We start from the raw sequence: 16,696 nt of genomic DNA, 5'->3' as shown, positions 1-16,696 counted from the left end.
GCCCACGCCCGCCCCGCGCCGCGCGGTGGCTGCGCCCGTGGAGGATGCCCCCGCGGCGAGCGGCGCGCCCCTCAACGAGCTGTTCTCCGACCTGGACCTGCCCGGCAACCGGGGCGACGGTTCGGACGAAGAGGACCCCGGCCAGGACGAGACGCGCGAAGACCCTCGCAACGACGAGGAGGAGGAAGAGGACGCGCGCCAGGCGCAGGACTCGAAGGCCGCGCGCAAGCGTCCGGTGGTTCCTGCCCGCCGTGGCAGCCCGCTGAAGGTGGTGGCGCTGGTGCTGGTGCTGCTCATCGTCCTGCCGGCGGTGGCGCTGTTCGGCCTGTCCGCGGCGGGCATGCTGCCTCCCGCCCTCGCGGACATGGTCAACAAGGTGACCGGCAAGGCGCCTCCGCCCGCTCCGGCTCCGCGTCAGGCCGCTCCCGCTCCGGGCGCCGCCGAACCCGTGGCGCCTCCTCCGGCCGCCGCCGAACCCTCGGCGCCTTCGCAGGGCACCCCGGCGGAGGGTGAGGCCACGGCTCCGGCGGAAGGTTCCACGCCGTAGTCCACGTGTGGGGTGGGCCTGCTTCCGCGTGACGCGGTGGGCAGGCCCTCCCGCCACGTCCTGCTCCGGCCGGGTACTCCGGCATGTCGAGCAGGACGCTTCGGCTCAGAGGTCGAAGTCGCCTGTGGGCGGCTTCTTGCCTCGCATCGCCTGTTCCCTCGCGGCGCGGACGTCGGCGCGCAGGGATTCGGTGGCTTCTGCGTCCACCGTCCCCGTCTCCAGGTCCACGACGTCTCCTTCGCGCACGCCGGAGGGCAGGGTGTCCAACGCGCGGGTCACCTGCTGGCCGTCCACCACCAGCACGGCGACGTCGTCCTCGATGCGGTCCACCGTGGCCCTGGACCGGGGCTTCGTCTTCTTCGTCACGGGTCGCAGTCTCCGGCGGGCTTTCGGCCCGACTTCAATGCCGCGTCACGCGTGCTCCACGTGAGCAGGTTCTCATCGTTGATGAGCCTCACGCTCCGGCAGGTGGACTTGTGGAAGATGCGCTTGTTCTTGCTCGCCATGTAGTTGCCCGTCATGGACGTGGACGTGCTGGTGGACGAGCGCACCGCCTTGGGAGGGGTCGTCTCCGTCCGAGTGCCCTTGCGCGCGATGGGCAGGTCATCCACGTCCGTCACGTTGCTGACGCGGGTCTTGCTGTCACGCGGGGTCTCGGCGACACGCGCGGGCTCCGTCCGGATGGCGGGCGGTTCGGTGGGCGTGGGCTTCACCACGGGCGCGGGCTTCGCCGTCCGCACCAGCGCCGGGCGCGGATCCAACCCCGGGAAGACGCGCCGCGTGCCGCCGGGCTCGCCCGGAGTCGGACGCTGGAGCGACAGCTCGAACTGCTTGCCGTCGCTCACCGCGTGCACCTCTCCGTTCACGTCCGTGCGGAAGGCCCGCGCATCCACGCCGCGCAGCCGCGCGAGGAGCTCCTTCACCTTCGGGTTCTTCCCCTGGCTGTCATCCCCGCTGATCACCGCCGCCTGTGGCCGCACCTCCTCCAGGTACGCCTGCGAGTTCGCCCCCTCCACGCCGGGCGAGGCGACCTTCAGCAGCGTGGCGGAGGACAAGAGCCCGCGCTCCAGCAGCCGGGCCTCCGTCTCTCCCCGCGCGCCGCCCGCGAAGACGACCGACGTGTCGGCGTACGTCAGGCGCAGCATGATGGAGTTCGCCGCGTTGCGGCCCTCCGCGTCCGGGGCCTCCTTCAAGAGCGGCTCCGCGGGCGCCCGGGGCCAGAGCACCGTGAGGTTCACCCCGTCCTCCAGCGTCAGGCGGACCAGCTCCTTGGGCGCGGACGACGGCGGCGCGGGCGACAGAATCTGGACCCCTCGCGAGCCCACCGCCGTCAGCAGCGCGTCGTAGGCCTTCGACGTGTCCGGCAGCTGGGGTTCCATCAGCCGCCGCGCGCCCACGCGCTTGAGCACCGCCTCCAGCGCGCCGTGGTGCTTGGGATCCGGCTGGGTGAGGACCACCAGGTCCAGCTCGCGGCGCAGCAGCTCCGGCAGCCGGTTCACCAGGTGCGACTCGGCGGACGCGGGGCCGGAGTCCACCAGCACCGTGTTGCCTCGCGGCGTGACGATGAGCGCGGCATCCCCCGCGCCCACGTCGAAGAAGTACACGTGGAGCTTCCCGTCCGGCGCGCCGCCGAAGTAGCGCGACTTCTCCGGGGGCTTCTGCGCGGGTGGCGCGGACGGCTGCTGCTGACAGGCCAGGGAGGCGAGCAGCAGCCCCACTCCCAGCGCGATGCGGGCCTTCATGGATGACAATCCTCGGCGGGGCGGCGCTCACGCAGGGCGTCGGCGCGGCTGGGGTAGACGGTGCGCTCGTTCTTCGAGCGCTTCAGGGTCTTGCAGTTCTCGCTGTGGAACACCTTGCTGCCCTTGAGCGACACGTAGCGCTCGCCCGTGACTTCGGACGTGCCCGTGGGCGCAGTGGGCTCCACCGGCTTCCGCGTCCGGGACGCGCCGGGCTCCGGTTCCTTCGCCGTGGAGCGGCTGGAGCGGCCGTGCGGCGTGGGTTCGATGGGGCCGAGCGCCACCGGGCTCCCCGCCTGCAGCGTGCCGGACAGGCTGGTGGCCCCGGCGGAGCCCTTCGTCGAGCGCAGCGTCACGGTCGTGCCGTCGCTCACCGCCATCACCTCGCCGTCCTGGTCGGTGCGGAAGGCGCGGGCGCGCACGTCGCCCAGGCGGCCCAGGACCTCCGGGCTCGGGTGGCCGTAGTCGTTGCCCACGCCGCAGGAGATGACCGCCGCTTGCGGTTTCACGCGCTCCAGGAAGGCCGCGGTGGAGGAGTGCTTTCCGCCGTGATGCGCCACCTTCAGCACCGTGGCGGTGAGGTCCACGGGCTTCTGCAGCAGCACCTCCTCCGTGGGCGGCTCCGAGTCACCCGTGAAGAGGAACGCCGTCTTCCCATAGGTGAGCTTGGTGACGATGGAGTTCGCGTTCGGGTCCGAGCGCGTGTTCGCGAGGAACGGCTCCTGGGGCACGCGCGGCCAGAGCACGGTGAGCGCCACGCCTTCGCCCAGGCCCACGGTGAGCAGCGTCTGGGGCGAGTTGGCGTTGGGCTCAGGGCTCATCACCTGGCCCACCTCGCGGCCCACGAAGTCCAGCAGGTCGCGGTACGCCTCGCTCGGGTGGTCGAAGCCGGGGTCCATGAAGCGCCTGGCGCCCACCGCCTTCACCGCCGCGCGCAGCCCGCCCAGGTGGTCCAGGTGCGGGTGGGTGAGGATGACCAGGTCCAACGGGCCCTTCACCAGCTCGCGCAGCCGCGCCGCCAGCCGCGTGCCGGCCTCTGGAGGCCCTCCGTCGATGAGCACCGTCTTGCCCGTGGGCGACACGATGAGCGCCGCGTCCCCCTGGCCCACGTCGAGGAAGTAGACCGAGAGCCGGCCCGGGGCAGGGGAGGGCAGGGCCGCGGAGGCCGGAGCCGCCGCGTGGCCCGGCACCGCCGCGAGGAAGAGGACAAGGAGTGCGAGCAGCCGCGCGAAGACCTTCACGGGATGGAACTCTACAGCCCCGCTCCCCTTCGCGGCACCCCGTGCGTTGATCGGGCACTCCCACCTCCCGCGAGCGCTTCCCCGAGGGCCGGGAGTGGGCTAAGGGGCGCGGCATGCCGTCCGACGCCGAAGCCTTCTTCACCGTCCTGGAAGAGCTGGTCGACCAGGCCCGTCATCGTCTGCATGCCTGGAAGGTCCAGCAGGAGGCGGTACCGCCCGCGCCCGCCGCCATCCTGAACCCGGAGCCCCCGCGCCCGCCCGGCGTGAAGACCGCCACCGCGCGCGTGGACCCGGCCACCCTCGTGAAGGCCTCGGAGCTGGCCCCGTACATCGACCACACGCTGCTCAAGCCGGAAGCGCGCGCCGAGGACGTGGTGCGCGTGGCCGAGGAGGCCCGCCAGTACGGCTTCGCCACCGTGTGCGTGAACAGCTGCCACGTGGCCACCGCCGCGCGCGTGCTGGCCGGTTCGAACTCCGTGCCCATCGCCGTGGTGGGCTTCCCCCTGGGGGCCGCGCTGTCGTCCGCGAAGGCCTTCGAGGCGCGTGAGGCCATCCGCGCGGGGGCCCGTGAAATCGACATGGTGCTCAACCTGGGCGCGCTCAAGGCGCACGACTACCAGCGCGTGCACCAGGACATCGCCGCGGTGGTGGAGGCCAGCCACCCCATCCCCGTGAAGGTCATCCTGGAGACGGGCCACCTCACGGACGAGGAGAAGGTCGTCGCGTGCGCGCTGTCCAAGGCCGCGGGCGCCGCGTTCGTGAAGACGTCCACCGGCTTCGGGCCCGGCGGCGCCACGGTGAAGGACATCGAGCTGATGCGCGCGGTGGTGGGCGACGACGTGGGCGTGAAGGCCTCCGGCGGCGTGCGCTCCGCCGAGGACGCCGTGAAGCTCATCCGCGCGGGCGCCAACCGCCTGGGTGCTTCCGCGTCCGTGGCCATCGTCACCGGGCAGATCTCCACCGCGCAGTACTGACCTTGCCGGAGCACGCACCGTGACCCCGAAGCAGCGAGAGGACTTCCTGCAGCAGTTGCTCGCGCTCCACGCGGAGCTGACCGGGAAGACGCCCATGCGCATCGAGCCCAACCGCACCGACGAGGCGCGCGTGGGCGGCGACGAGGATGAGCAGCCCCTCAACGAGATGATGCAGGCCATCGCCTCCAGCCGGAACCGCAACACCGACGGCACGCTGGCGCGCGTGGTGAAGGCCCTGGGCAAGCTGCGCGAGGACCCGGACTCCTTCGGCGACTGCGAGGAGTGCGGCGACGAGATTCCCATGGGCCGGTTGAAGGCCATGCCCTACGCGGAGTTCTGCGTCGCGTGTCAGAACAACAAGGATGGCCCCAAGGGGCCGGTGCGCCGCAAGCACCTCACCGATTACAAGGGCTGAACGCCCCTCTTCAACCACGAGGCAACGCGCGATGGACACGACCGGACTCAGGGAGCGGGCGGAGGCCTGGCGCAAGGCGGATCCGGATCCGGAGACCCAGGCGGAGCTGGCCAATGTGCTCGCGAAGTCGGACTGGGCGGACCTGGCGGACCGCTTCGCGCAGGACCTGGAGTTCGGCACGGCCGGCCTGCGCGGCGTGCTGGGCGCCGGACCCAACCGGATGAACCGCGCCGTCGTGCGCCGCACCACCGCGGGCCTGGCGCGCTACCTCAAGGCCACCGTGCCGGACGTCACCACGCGCGGCGTGGTGGTGGGCCGTGACGCTCGCCGCTTGAGCAAGGAGCTGGCGGAGGACACCGCCGCCGTGTTCATCGCGGAGGGCATCCCCGCGCACGTCTTCCCGGAGCCGGTGCCCACGCCCGTCACCGCGTTCGCCGTGCTGCACCTCAACGCCGCCGCCGCGGTGATGGTGACCGCCAGCCACAACCCGCCCGAGTACAACGGCTACAAGGTCTACTGGGGCAACGGCGCGCAAATCGTCCCGCCGCAGGACGTGGGCATCGCGGACGCCATCGCGAAGGTGGAGCCCGCCAATGAAGTCCCCCTGCTCACGCCCGCGCAAGGGCGCGCGAAGGGACTGTGGCGCGACCTGCCGGAGGACGTGGGCCACGCGTACCTGCGCGCCATCCTGGACCTGCGCCTGTACCGCAAGGGCAGCGACACGCTGTCCCTCGTCTACACCGCCATGCACGGGGTGGGCGGCGCGTGGGCGGCGCTGGCGCTCAAGGAGGCGGGCTTCCCGCGCGTCACGCCGGTGGCCGAGCAGCAGCAGCCCGACGGCCGCTTCCCCACCGTGCGCTTCCCGAACCCCGAAGAGCCGGGCGCCATGGACCTGTCCATCGCCACCGCGGAGCGCGTGAAGGCGGACGTGGTGCTGGCCAACGACCCGGACGCGGACCGGCTGGCGGTGATGGCGCGGGATGCCTCCGGGAAGCTGCGCCTGCTCACCGGCAACGAGGTGGGCGTGCTCCTGGGCCACTACGTCCTCACGCAGGGGACGAAGCGCGCGCGCCCGCACGTCGTCACCACCATCGTGTCCTCCACGCAGCTGGGCGAAATCGCGCGCGGGCTGGACGCCGCGTACGACGAGGTCCTCACCGGCTTCAAGTGGATCGCCAACCGCGCGCTGGAGCGCACGGCGAAGGAAGGCACGCAGTTCGTCTTCGGCTACGAGGAGGCGCTCGGCTACACCGTGGGCACCGCCACGCGCGACAAGGACGGCGTGGGCGCGGCCCTGGTCGTCGCGGACATGGCCGCCTGGTGCCAGGCGCGCGGCACCACCGTCCTGGGCTACCTGGAGGAGATCCAGCGCCGCTTCGGCCTGCATGTGGGCGCCCAGCGCAACGTGACGCTCCCGGGCGCCGCCGGTGCGCAGACCATCCGAGCCATCATGCAGGCCTTCCGCGCGTCGCCGCCCGCGAACATCGGCGGCACCCCGGTGAGCAGCGTGCGCGACTACGAGAAGGGCGAGGGCGGCCTGCCTCCGTCCAACGTCGTCGCCTTCGTGCTGGAGGGCGGCGGACGCGTCACCCTGCGCCCCTCCGGCACCGAGCCGAAGATCAAATACTACTTCGAGCACAAGGAGACGCCCGCCCCCGGCGAGCCGCTCCCCCAGGCCCGCCAGCGCGCGGAAGCGAAGCTGTCCGCCCTCATCGACGCCTTCCTGGCGCTGGCGCGCGAGCGCGGCCAGCCGGCCTGAGTCCTGAATCACCCTTCAACTCAACCCACAGGGTCGTGGCTCCCGTGCCGTGGCCCTTTGCTGAAAGGAACCTCGTGAAGCGCTTGATTCCTGGTTTCCTCCTGGCCGTGCTCCTGGCCGTCCCCGGCACCGCGATGGCTCGCGGTCAGGGCTGGTCCCTGCTGGCGGCGGAGACCGTCGGCTCCGGCCGCAACGTGTTCAGCGCGCAGATTGGCTACCCGGGCTTGTCGCTGGGCCTGCTGCACGGCGGCTCGGACAACGTCGATATCGGCGGCAAGTTCAGCTTCAACTGGGGCCGTGAGGGCCTGGTGGACGCGTCCGACGCGGGCCTCAAGCTCCAGGGCTGGCTGCGCGTGATGATCGCCCGGACGGACAAGGTGGCCTTCGGCATCACCTTCCAGCCGGGGCCGTTCGTCTACTTCCCCCGAGGGAACACGATGTTCGGCATGGCGCTGCCGGTGGCGTTCGTGGTGGGCATCCCGGTGGGCAGCGCGCTGATGATCAACGCCGGCATCGACGTGCCGTTCAACGTCTACTTCGGCGAGGGCATCGGGCCGGTCATCCCCATCCTCTTCGGAGGCGGCCTGGAGTACTACGTGAACAACAACCTCAACGTGAACTTCAACCTGCGGCTGGGGCCCTCCATCGTCCCGCGCTTCGACGACAGCTACTTCACGATGGAAGCGCTGGCGGGCGTGGCCTACCGCTTCTAGCCGGCGTCACGCGGGCGGGGACGTGCTTCCCCGCCCGTGTGGTGGCTTCGAGCGGTTACCAGGACGACGTCTGCTCGGGCAGCTCCACCGTGAAGGTGCTGCCCAGGTTGACGCGGCTCTTCACGGTCAGCTTGCCGCCCATGCTCTCCACCAGGGTGCGCGCCACCGTGAGGCCCAGGCCCACGCTCTTCTCCGGGGCCTTGGTCGTGTAGTACGGCGAGAAGATGGCCTGCATCTCGTCCTCGAAGATGCCGATGCCGGTGTCCTTCACGAAGAGCTGGGGGCCGAACTCGCCGAACATGTCCGGCAGCTCCACGCCCACCTGCACCACGCGCGGCCGGTCCTTCACGTCCTCCACGGCGTCCACCGCGTTGCAGACCAGCTCCGTCACCACCTGCTCCACCTGACGGCGGTTGAACACGACGGCGATGGGGTCCTCCGGCAGCACCGCGCGCACGTCCGCGCGGCCCAGGCGCCCGGCGGCGCGCAGGCGCGACACCACCTCCGGCACCACCTCCCGCAGGTCGAAGCGCTGGATGTCCTTGGGGCCCGAGGGGCCCAGGGACAGCAGGTGCTGGCCGTGCAGGCGCATCTGCTCACCCGCCACGCCCAGCTTGAGCAGCTCCTCCGAGTCCGGCGGCAGCCCCTGGGCGGCGCGGGCGCGCACATGCTCCAGCGCCCGCTGCAGGCCCACGCCCAGCTGGTCCATCTGCGTGGCCAGGTCGGCGGCCAGCGTGCCCACGCGCGCCAGGCGCTCCATCCGAACCCAGCGCGTGCGCGGGTCCTGGAGCACTTCCTGGAGGCCGCCCTGCTCGCGGTGCGCCTTGAGCTCCAGCAGCGTGTGGACGCGCACCTTCAGCTCCAGCGGGTCCAGCGGTTCGGTGGTCAGCAAGTCGTCCACACCTGCCTCCATCACCTCGCGGCGCGTCTGGCGGTCCGCGGAAGGCGTGAGCATGAGGATGGGGAACTGCGGCGGGGAGAGTTCCTCGCGAAGGCGCCGGTACGCGGCCAGGCCCACCGTGCGGGCCCGCTCCACGTCCAGCAGCACCAAGTCCGCGGAGTGGCGCGACACCGCCTCCAGCGCGGCCGTCGTCCCGCGCGCGGGCAGCACGTCGTAGCCCGCCGGAGTCAGGATGGAGCGCACCCGCTCGATTCCGCCGGATTCCACGTCGACCGCGATGACCCGCGGGCGCTGGGGTGACGTCGAGCCTGTTCCCGTCGTCTGCATGTTCATGCCACCCCAGCCTGGAAACCGGACCGGCCAACGCCCGCAGGCGCTGCCCCGAACCCGGGGGACCGCGTCCCGGAAACGCTCAGGCCTGGATCCTGCGCCTGCTCGCTATCCGCTACGCAATCCGACATGGTCGCACTCCCATGCCAGCGGCATGCCGGACGTCCACCCAACGGCAGATCAGCCCACACTGGAAAGACGGAAAAGCGTGATCCAATAAGGTCAGGGGGTTGGCGGCCCGCTGAAGGATGACCTGACGCATCAGGGCAGGTGAGCGCTTCAGATTTGGCAGGTCGAACCTGACCAAAAGTGAATCCCGACCCGGGTCGCGAATTACCCGTTCCCTCTCAAAATGGTCAGCGGGATTCCTGCTCGAACGGGGTGCCCAGCGCGGCGGGGGCGTGGCCCCGCTGGCCCTGGAGCGCGAGGACGAGGAGGGTCAACAGGTAGGGCAGGGCGAGCAGGAAGCCCTGGGGAACCAGGTCGAGGAGCCAGGGAGCGCTGGAGGCCAGTCCGATTCTCAACGCGTTGCCGGCGGCGAAGAAGAGCGCGGCGGCGAAGGCGCCCACCGGCGTCCAGCGGCCGAAGACCATGGCGGCCAGGGCCATGAAGCCCAGGCCGGAGGGCGTGTGCTGTTCGAAGCGGTCCAGGACGGTGGTGGACAGCACCGCGCCGCCCAGGCCCGCCATCATCCCGCCGCCCAGCACCGCGCCCCAGCGCAGGGCGGGCACGGACAGGCCCAGCGTGGCCACCGCGTGCGGCTTGTCGCCCACGGCGCGCAGGCGCAGGCCCAGCGGCGTGCGCGACAGGAGCAGGTGGAAGACGAAGGGCAGGGTGAGCGCCAGGTACGTGGGCGCCGCGTGGCCGGACAGCGCGCCCAGCAGCGGGACCTGGGACAGGCCCGGGATGTTCCAGCGCGACAGCTGGGTGATGGAGGGCGTGCCGTTGGGGCCGAAGAACGACTCCAGCAGGTAGGTGCCGCCGGCCATGGCCACCAGGTTGAGGGCCATGCCGGAGACGACCTGATCCGACCGCCAGCGGATGCTGAGGAAGCCATGCACCGCGGCGATGCCCGCGCCCGCGGCCATGCCCACCCCCACCGCGAGCGGCGTGGGCATCACGAGCGCCGCCACGGCCGCGCAGAAGGCGCCAGTGCGCATCATGCCCTCGACGCCCACGCTCACCACGCCCGCGCGCTCGGAGAGCATGGCGCCCAGCGCGGCGAACACCAGGGCGGGGGCCGCGTCCAGGGTGGAGAAGAGGAGCGAGTGGAGCACCTCAAACACGGGGCACCTCCACTCCGGCCTGGGCCGGGCCCTGGGCCTGCGCGCGCTTCTGGCGCCGCGCCAGCAGGGCGAGCCACACCATGCGGCCCGCGACGAAGAGCAGCGCGAAGCCCTGGATGAGCTCCGGGAAGCTCTTGTGCACGCCGAGCAGCTGCATGCGCGTGCCGCCCGCGCGCAGCACGCCGAAGACGGCCGCGGACAGCGCCGCGCCCAGCGGGTGGTTGTTGCCGATGAGCGCGATGGCGATGCCGTCGAAGCCGTACGGGGCGCCCAGCGAGCCCGGATAGCGGCCCTCCGTGCCCAGCACCAGCACCGCGCCCGCCAGGCCCGCCAGCGCGCCCGCGAGCGCCATGGCCCCGCCCGCGCGCCACAGCGTGGGGATGCCGGCTGCGCGGGCCGCTTCCGGGGTGAGGCCCACGGCGCGCGTCTCGTAGCCGGAGCGCGAGCGGGTCAGCCACACCCAGACGCCGAACGCAGCGGCGAGCGCCAGCGGGAAGCCCAGGTTGAGGCGCGAGCTGTCCCCCAGCAGCCGGGGCAGCTGCGCGGAGGGGAGGATTTCGGCGGTGCCGGTGATGGACGACGCGCCCTCCGCCACGGCGCGCAGCGGGCCGATGACGAGCCAGTTGTCCACCAGGCTCACCGCCACCCAGTTGAGCATGATGGTGGAGATGACCTCGTGCACGCCGCGCTTGAGCTTCAGCACGCCGGCAATGCTCGCCCACGCCGCGCCCGCCAGCGCCGCCGCGATGAGGGCCAGCGGGACGTGGAGCAGGCCGGGCAGCGACACGTGCGCGCCCACGAGCGCCGCGGCCAGCGCGCCCCAGATCATCTGTCCCTGCGCGCCGATGTTGAACAGGCCCACCTTGAAGGCCACCGCCACGGACAGGCCGGTGAGGGTGAGCAGCGCGGCCTTCATCGCGGCCTCGCCCAGGGGGCGCAGCACGGTGGTGGCACTGCCGCCGTCCAGGAACGCGGGCCAGTTGCCCACGCCGCCCCAGAGCATCTGGAGATAGGCGCGCGTGGCGGTGTCCACGTCGCGCGTGATGGCGATGAGGAACCAGCACACCGCGAGCGCCAGCAGCACGGAGAGCACCGACGGCAGCACCTGCCGCGTCCGCTCACCCATGGCTTCCCTCCGCGCCCAGCATGCGGCGGCCCAGCTCGCGCTCGTCCAGGTCCTTGCGCGGGAAGTGCCCCGTCACGCGGCCTTCGTAGAGGACGTAGACGCGGTCGGACAGGGACAGCACCTCCTCCAGGTCCAGCGACACCATCACCACTCCCGCACCCCGCGCCTTCGCGTCACGAAGGCGTTCATGCACCTGCGCCACCGCGCCGATGTCCAGACCGCGCGTGGGCTGCACGACGACGAGCAGCTTCGGATCCGCGTCCAGCTCGCGCGCCACCACGACCTTCTGCTGATTGCCGCCGGACAGCGCCTGGAGCGCCACCACCGGGTCGTTCGGGCGCACGTCGTAGGCGGTCAGCAGCTGGTTCGTGCGCTCGCGGCGGCCCTTGAAGTCCACCCACGGCCCGCGCGCGAACGGCGGCTGGCGGTGCCGGCCCAGGGCCACGTTCTCCTCCACCGTCATCGCCTTCACCACCGCGCGGGCCAGGCGGTCCTCGGGGACGTGGCCCACGCCGCGCGCCTTCGCCAGCGCCGGGGTCAGCCCCGCGAGCGGACCGCCGAGCAGCGTGCCTTCGCCGCCGTCCAGCTTGCGCAGGCCCGTGAGCACCTCCGCCAGCTCGCGCTGTCCGTTGCCGTCCACCCCAGCGATGCCGACGATTTCTCCCGCGCGCACGGTGAGGCTCACGCCCTGGAGCGCCGGACGGCCGTTGTCGCCCGTGGCCCGCAGGTCCTTCGCTTCGAGCATGACCGGGCCCGCCGAATCCGTGAGCGCGTCAGGTTCAACGGGCGCGGGAGGTCGCGCCTCCGCCACCCCCGTCGTTCCGGTGCCCGAAAGGCCGCTGGTCGCGACCGCCGTCGCGGGCACGCCGGTCATGGCGGCACCCTTGGAACCCTCGCCCACCATCAGCGCGGCCAGCGCGGAGACGGTGGTCTCGCTGGCGCGCACCTCCGCCACGGTGCGGCCCCGGCGCATCACCGCCACGCGGTCCGCCACGCCCAGCACTTCCTTCAGCTTGTGGCTGATGAGCACCACCGTGCGGCCCTGCGCCACCAGCCCGCGCATCACCTGCGACAGCTCGTCGGACTCCTGCGGCGTGAGCACGGCGGTGGGCTCGTCCAGGATGAGCACCTGCGCGCCCCGGTGCAGCGCCTTGACGATTTCGACCTTCTGCTGCGAGCCCACCGTGAGCGTGTCCACGCGGGCCCGCGGATCCAGCTGGAAGCCGAAGCGCTTCGCGGTGGCCGCCACCTCGTCACAGGCGCGGTCCAGGTCCAGCAGGCCGCGCTTCGTGGGCTCTCGGCCCAGCACCACGTTCTCCGCCACCGTCAGCGTGGGCACGAGCATGAAGTGCTGGTGCACCATGCCGATGCCCTTCGCGATGGCATCGCGCGGGCTCTTGAAGCGCACCGGCTTGCCGTCCATCAGGAACGTGCCCGCGTCCGGGTGGTAGAGCCCGTACAGCACGTTCATCAGGCTGGACTTGCCCGCGCCGTTCTCGCCCACCACGGCGAGCAGCTCCCCCGGGACGATGTCCAGCGACGCGTCCTCCAGGGACACGCACGACCCGAAGCGCTTCGCGATGTGCTGGAGGGAGATCAGGGCTGCGCGACCTGGAAGGAGGACAGCTCCGCCTGGGTGCCCGGCACGACAATCTTCCCGGCGAGGATCCGCTGCCGCAGCTCCTCCACCTTCTGGAGCGCCTCCGCCTTGCCCGGGAACTCCACGCGCACGTCCGCCATGCCCACGCCGTTCTCCTTGAGGCCCAGCACCTGCTCACCCGCCGTCAGCTTGCCGTCCACCAGCTCCTTCGCCGCCTGGTACACGGCCAGGTCGCTGTGCTTCACCATGGACGTGAGGATGGCGTCCGGCGCCAGGTGCGACTGATCCGAGTCCACGCCGATGGCGAACACCGTCTTGCCCGCCGCGCGCGCCTCCTTCACCGCCTGGATGACGCCCAGGCCGTCCGTGCCCGCCGCGTGGAAGATGACGTCCGCGCCCTTGGCGATGAGGTCCTGCGCCACTTCCTTGCCCGCGGACACGCTGTTGAAGCTGCCCGTGTACACGGCCATCAGCGCGTCCGCCGCCTTCGCGTTCGTGGTGCGCACGCCCGCGCGGTAGCCCACGTCGAAGCGCTTGATGAGGGGCACCTCGATGCCGCCCACGAAGCCCACCTTGTTCGTCTTCGTGACGAGCCCCGCCAGCGCGCCCACCAGGAAGCTGCCCTCCTGCTCCTTGAACAGCACCGTGCGCACGTTGGGCAGCGACTTGGGCTTGCCCTGCGCGTCCATCAGCTGGCTGTCGATGAGCAGGAACTTCGCGTCCGGGTTCTCCGTGGCCACGTCGCGCACCGCGTTGGCCAGCAGGTACCCGTTGCCGATGGTCAGCTTCGCGCCCTGTTCCACGAGCAGCTGGAGGTTGGGGGCGTAGTCCTCCTGCGCCTTGCTCTGGAGCACCAGCGGCTGCACCGGCAGCGCCTTCACTTCCGGTGCGAGCGCCGCGAGGTCGGAGGAGATGGACTGACGCACTTCGCCAGCGGGGGCGTCCACGTACTTGCCGCCCTCGTACTTCTTGCCGGCGGCCCACAGCTCCAGGCCGCGCAGGGACGCGTCGTTGAACGAGTGATCACCCCGGCCGCCCACGTCGATGACGAGCCCTACGACGACGGGCTTTCCCTCGGGGGGCTTCGTGGCGGTGGAAGTCTGGGAGGGGGCCTTGGGGGCGTCCTCGGACTTCTTGGAACAGGCGCACAGGAGCGCGGCCAGGGCGAGCACGTGGAGTCGGCGGAGCATCATGGGGCCCGCTATCTACCAGATGCCGCCGGGGCTTTCCCTTCCCGCGAGGGGTGCATGGGGAGGGGACTTCCTGCTATGGCCTTGCCCCGTGCAACCCTACGAGCTCATCAAGGCCAAGCGCGACGGCGGCAAGCTGGACCCGTCCGACATCCAGGCGTTCATCCAGGCGTACACCGCCGGCACCGTGGCCGACTACCAGATGGCCGCCATGTGCATGGCCATCTTCTTCAAGGGGCTGGACTCCAGGGAGCTGGGGGCGTGGGCCCGCGCCATGCTCCACTCCGGTGAGGTGCTGGACCTCTCCGACACGCCGGCCATCAAGGTGGACAAGCACTCCACGGGTGGCGTGGGCGACAAGGTGTCCCTGAGCCTGGCGCCCCTGGCGGCGGCCTGCGGCGTCCCCGTGCCCATGATTTCCGGACGTGGCCTGGGCCACACCGGCGGCACCCTGGACAAGCTGGAGTCCATCCCCGGCTTCAACGTGAACCTGTCCACCGCGGACTACCGCCGGCTGGTGCGCGAGGTGGGGTGCTGCCTCATCGGCCAGACGGCCCAGGTGGCCCCCGCGGACAAGAAGCTCTACGCGCTGCGCGACGTGACGGCGACGGTGGACTGCATCCCGCTCATCGCGTCGTCCATCATGAGCAAGAAGCTGGCGGAGGGCATCGACGCGCTGGTGCTCGACGTGAAGGTGGGCAGCGGCGCCTTCATGAAGACGGCGGACGACGCGCGCGTGCTGGCCCGCACCATGATTGGCCTGGGCGCGGAGATGAACCGCAAGGTCGTGGCCCTGCTCACGGACATGGATCAGCCCCTGGGCCGCCAGGTGGGCAACGCCCTGGAGGTCCGCGAGGCCGTGGACATGCTCCGTGGCGAGGCGCCCGACGACTACACCGAAATCACCTACGCCCTGACGGCGGAGATGCTGGTGCTGGGCAAGAAGGCCGCCACGGTGGAAGAGGCGCGCGGGATGCTGCGCCGCTCCGTGGAGGACGGCAGCGCCATCAAGAAGCTCAAGGAAATCGTCCAGTCGCAGGGCGGTGACCCGCGCTCCATCGACGACTACTCGCTGCTGCCCACGGCGAAGGCCACGACGGACGTGGTGGCGCCGCGCGACGGCTTCGTCACCGGCATCCACACGGAAGGCGTGGGTCTGGCGGCGGTGGCGTTGGGCGCGGGGCGGCAGCGGGTGGACAGCAAGATCGACCCGGCCGTGGGCTTCACGCTGCTCAAGAAGGTGGGCGACACGGTGAAGCAGGGCGAGCCCCTGGTGCAGGTGCACTACAACGACGCCGGTCCGGTGGAGGGCGTGAAGGCGCGGCTGCTCGCGGCCTACCAGTTCGGCGACCGGGCGCCCGCGGCCCGCCCGCTGGTGCTGGAGCGTCTGGAGTAGTTACGCAATCCCCATGGCCTCCACGTTCCGCGACCTGCTGTCGGAAGTGAAGAAGGAGATCCGCGAGGTCTCCCACGAGCACGTCCACCAGCTCCTGGGCTCGGGCGCGAAGGTGAAGCTCGTGGACGTGCGCGAGGCCGACGAATACGCGGGCGGCCGGCTCCCAGGCGCGGTGCACATCCCCCGGGGCTACCTGGAGCTGCGCATCGAGGAGAAGGCGGCCCGCGACGAGGAGCTGGTCCTCTACTGCGCGGGTGGCACCCGGTCCGCGCTCGCGGCCCGCACGCTGCGGGAGATGGGCTACACGCGCGTGTCCTCGCTCGCGGGTGGCTACAACCGCTGGAGCGACGCGGCCCTCCCGGTGGAGAAGCCCGTCGTCCTCTCCGCCGAGCAGAAGGAGCGCTACCGCCGCCACCTCATCCTCCCGGAGGTAGGGGAGGAGGGACAGGCGCGGCTGCTCAAGTCGAAGGTCCTGTTGCTGGGCGCGGGCGGGCTGGGCTCACCGGCGGCGCTGTACCTGGCCGCAGCGGGCGTGGGCACGCTGGGCGTGGTGGACGCGGACGTGGTGGACCTGAGCAACCTCCAGCGTCAGGTGCTGCACACCCTGGAGCGCCGGGGGCAGCCCAAGGTCCAGAGCGCGAAGGCCGCCATCGAGGCGCTCAACCCGGACGTGAAGGTGGTGCCGTTCCAGGAGCGGCTCACCACCGCCAACGTGGAGCGCGTCCTCGCGGACTTCGACCTGGTGCTGGACGGCGGGGACAACTTCCCCACGCGCTACCTGCTCAACGACGCGTGCGTGCTGATGGGCAAGCCCAACATCCACGGCTCCGTGTTCCGCTTCGAGGGGCAGGTGACCACCTTCCTCCCCGGCCAGGGGCCCTGCTACCGTTGCCTCTACCCCGCGCCGCCCCCGCCTGAGCTGGCGCCGTCGTGCGCGGAAGCCGGCGTGCTGGGCGTGCTGCCGGGGCTCATCGGGATGCTCCAGGCCACGGAGGCCCTCAAGCTCCTGCTCGGGGTGGGGGAGTCGCTGGTGGGGCGGCTGCTCACCTTCGACTCGCTGGGCACCCGCTTCCAGGAGCTCAAGTTGCGCCGTGACCCGGAGTGCCCCGTGTGCGCGCCGGGGGCGAAGGTGGAGCTCATCGATTACGAGCAGTTCTGCGCCACGGGGGCCTGAGCGGCGCCTGAGCGGCGCCTGAGCCCCTGGGGGGATGCATTTTCAGGAGCAACTGGGTAGACGGGCCCGCGTATGATGCGCCGGCCTGGACCCGGGGGCGGTGGTTGAACGCGACCCGGGTCGGATACGAGAGCGGCAGCGGCAGGGAGACGACGGCGATGTCCGAGCAGAACGAGAACCAGGACTCCAGGGCAGGAGAGGACCGGCGCGATTCGCCCCGTGTCCCCATGCGTCTGAAGGTCCGGCGGGAGGGGGCGGATGCCTTCCTGGACCGCGCAGGGGATCTGTCCCTGGGCCTGTCTCTT

14 protein-coding genes and 2 pseudogenes are annotated in these 16,696 nt (G+C 71.5%); 8 read left to right on the top strand and 8 right to left on the bottom strand.

The window, feature by feature from the left end; translation table 11 throughout:
- Nucleotides 1-547, top strand: a pseudogene (locus D7V77_RS43915) (hypothetical protein); the annotation flags it as partial.
- Nucleotides 548-652: 105 nt separating this feature from the next.
- Here the strand turns inward: D7V77_RS43915 and D7V77_RS31295 are convergent.
- The 3 genes from D7V77_RS31295 to D7V77_RS31285 are packed head-to-tail and all read right to left on the bottom strand — an operon-like array spanning nucleotide 653 to nucleotide 3,527.
- Nucleotides 653-913 (bottom strand): DUF3006 domain-containing protein, encoded by a 261-nt coding sequence (locus tag D7V77_RS31295; protein ID WP_120579949.1) that lies wholly within the window; start codon nucleotides 911-913, stop codon nucleotides 653-655.
- Nucleotides 910-2,289, bottom strand: a complete 1,380-nt coding sequence (locus D7V77_RS31290) for a ComEC/Rec2 family competence protein (RefSeq protein ID WP_120579948.1) — start codon at nucleotides 2,287-2,289, stop codon at nucleotides 910-912. The genes D7V77_RS31295 and D7V77_RS31290 overlap by 4 nt, the downstream gene beginning before the upstream one ends.
- Entirely contained in the window at nucleotides 2,286-3,527 is a 1,242-nt protein-coding gene (locus D7V77_RS31285) for a ComEC/Rec2 family competence protein (protein ID WP_120579947.1), read from the bottom strand. The genes D7V77_RS31290 and D7V77_RS31285 overlap by 4 nt, the downstream gene beginning before the upstream one ends.
- Before the next feature lie 113 nt (nucleotides 3,528-3,640).
- Between D7V77_RS31285 and deoC the strand changes: the two genes are divergently transcribed.
- From deoC to D7V77_RS31265, 4 genes are all read left to right on the top strand, one after another.
- Nucleotides 3,641-4,501 (top strand): deoxyribose-phosphate aldolase, encoded by an 861-nt coding sequence (gene deoC, locus D7V77_RS31280; RefSeq protein ID WP_120579946.1) that lies wholly within the window; start codon nucleotides 3,641-3,643, stop codon nucleotides 4,499-4,501.
- A 19-nt stretch (nucleotides 4,502-4,520) separates the two neighbouring features.
- Nucleotides 4,521-4,916, top strand: a complete 396-nt coding sequence (locus D7V77_RS31275; protein ID WP_120579945.1) for a TraR/DksA family transcriptional regulator — start codon at nucleotides 4,521-4,523, stop codon at nucleotides 4,914-4,916.
- A gap of 31 nt (nucleotides 4,917-4,947) precedes the next feature.
- Nucleotides 4,948-6,675 carry a phospho-sugar mutase gene (locus D7V77_RS31270; protein WP_120579944.1) on the top strand — a complete coding sequence of 576 codons (1,728 nt, stop codon included), beginning with the start codon at nucleotides 4,948-4,950 and terminating at the stop codon, nucleotides 6,673-6,675.
- A gap of 74 nt (nucleotides 6,676-6,749) precedes the next feature.
- Nucleotides 6,750-7,388: a hypothetical protein gene (locus tag D7V77_RS31265; RefSeq protein ID WP_180946162.1), complete on the top strand. Its 639-nt coding sequence runs from the start codon at nucleotides 6,750-6,752 to the stop codon at nucleotides 7,386-7,388.
- A 55-nt stretch (nucleotides 7,389-7,443) separates the two neighbouring features.
- Here the strand turns inward: D7V77_RS31265 and D7V77_RS31260 are convergent, their stop codons facing one another.
- From D7V77_RS31260 to D7V77_RS31240, 5 genes are all read right to left on the bottom strand, one after another.
- Nucleotides 7,444-8,622, bottom strand: coding sequence for a sensor histidine kinase (locus D7V77_RS31260; RefSeq protein WP_120579942.1), 1,179 nt, complete (start codon nucleotides 8,620-8,622; stop codon nucleotides 7,444-7,446).
- Nucleotides 8,623-8,975: 353 nt separating this feature from the next.
- Nucleotides 8,976-9,905, bottom strand: a complete 930-nt coding sequence (locus D7V77_RS31255) for an ABC transporter permease (RefSeq protein WP_120579941.1) — start codon at nucleotides 9,903-9,905, stop codon at nucleotides 8,976-8,978.
- On the bottom strand, nucleotides 9,898-11,031 hold the full coding sequence (locus D7V77_RS31250; protein WP_120579940.1) for an ABC transporter permease: 1,134 nt from the start codon (nucleotides 11,029-11,031) through the stop codon (nucleotides 9,898-9,900). Before D7V77_RS31250 ends, D7V77_RS31255 begins: the two co-directional genes overlap by 8 nt.
- Complete coding sequence (locus D7V77_RS31245; protein ID WP_120579939.1) at nucleotides 11,024-12,589, bottom strand: ABC transporter ATP-binding protein; 1,566 nt, start codon at nucleotides 12,587-12,589, stop codon at nucleotides 11,024-11,026. Before D7V77_RS31245 ends, D7V77_RS31250 begins: the two co-directional genes overlap by 8 nt.
- Nucleotides 12,590-12,627: 38 nt before the next feature.
- Entirely contained in the window at nucleotides 12,628-13,821 is a 1,194-nt protein-coding gene (locus tag D7V77_RS31240) for a BMP family protein (RefSeq protein WP_120579951.1), read from the bottom strand.
- A 91-nt stretch (nucleotides 13,822-13,912) separates the two neighbouring features.
- On the opposite strand from D7V77_RS31240, the gene D7V77_RS31235 reads away from it, so the two are divergent.
- The 3 genes and pseudogenes from D7V77_RS31235 to D7V77_RS45050 form a co-directional block, all read left to right on the top strand.
- Nucleotides 13,913-15,217 carry a thymidine phosphorylase gene (locus D7V77_RS31235; protein WP_120579938.1) on the top strand — a complete coding sequence of 435 codons (1,305 nt, stop codon included), beginning with the start codon at nucleotides 13,913-13,915 and terminating at the stop codon, nucleotides 15,215-15,217.
- Between the two features lie 13 nt (nucleotides 15,218-15,230).
- Entirely contained in the window at nucleotides 15,231-16,391 is a 1,161-nt protein-coding gene (gene moeB, locus D7V77_RS31230; RefSeq protein ID WP_120579937.1) for a molybdopterin-synthase adenylyltransferase MoeB, read from the top strand.
- Between the two features lie 104 nt (nucleotides 16,392-16,495).
- A pseudogene (locus D7V77_RS45050) lies at nucleotides 16,496-16,696 on the top strand (hypothetical protein); the annotation flags it as partial.

It is taken from the genome of Corallococcus sp. CA041A (assembly GCF_003612075.1).
GTDB lineage: Bacteria > Myxococcota > Myxococcia > Myxococcales > Myxococcaceae > Corallococcus > Corallococcus exiguus.
Note: the sequence above shows the minus strand (reverse complement) of the source record. Positions and strands in the feature narration are given on the sequence as shown.

What these genes read in the sequence shown, in the direction of transcription:
- D7V77_RS31240 (WP_120579951.1), bottom strand. Translation starts at nt 13,821, where the DNA reads ATGCTCCGCCGACTCCACGTGCTCGCCCTGGCCGCGCTCCTGTGCGCC.
- D7V77_RS31270 (WP_120579944.1), top strand. Translation starts at nt 4,948, where the DNA reads ATGGACACGACCGGACTCAGGGAGCGGGCGGAGGCCTGGCGCAAGGCG.
- moeB (WP_120579937.1), top strand. Translation starts at nt 15,231, where the DNA reads ATGGCCTCCACGTTCCGCGACCTGCTGTCGGAAGTGAAGAAGGAGATC.
- deoC (WP_120579946.1), top strand. Translation starts at nt 3,641, where the DNA reads ATGCCGTCCGACGCCGAAGCCTTCTTCACCGTCCTGGAAGAGCTGGTC.
- D7V77_RS31250 (WP_120579940.1), bottom strand. Translation starts at nt 11,031, where the DNA reads ATGGGTGAGCGGACGCGGCAGGTGCTGCCGTCGGTGCTCTCCGTGCTG.
- D7V77_RS31290 (WP_120579948.1), bottom strand. Translation starts at nt 2,289, where the DNA reads ATGAAGGCCCGCATCGCGCTGGGAGTGGGGCTGCTGCTCGCCTCCCTG.
- D7V77_RS31260 (WP_120579942.1), bottom strand. Translation starts at nt 8,622, where the DNA reads ATGAACATGCAGACGACGGGAACAGGCTCGACGTCACCCCAGCGCCCG.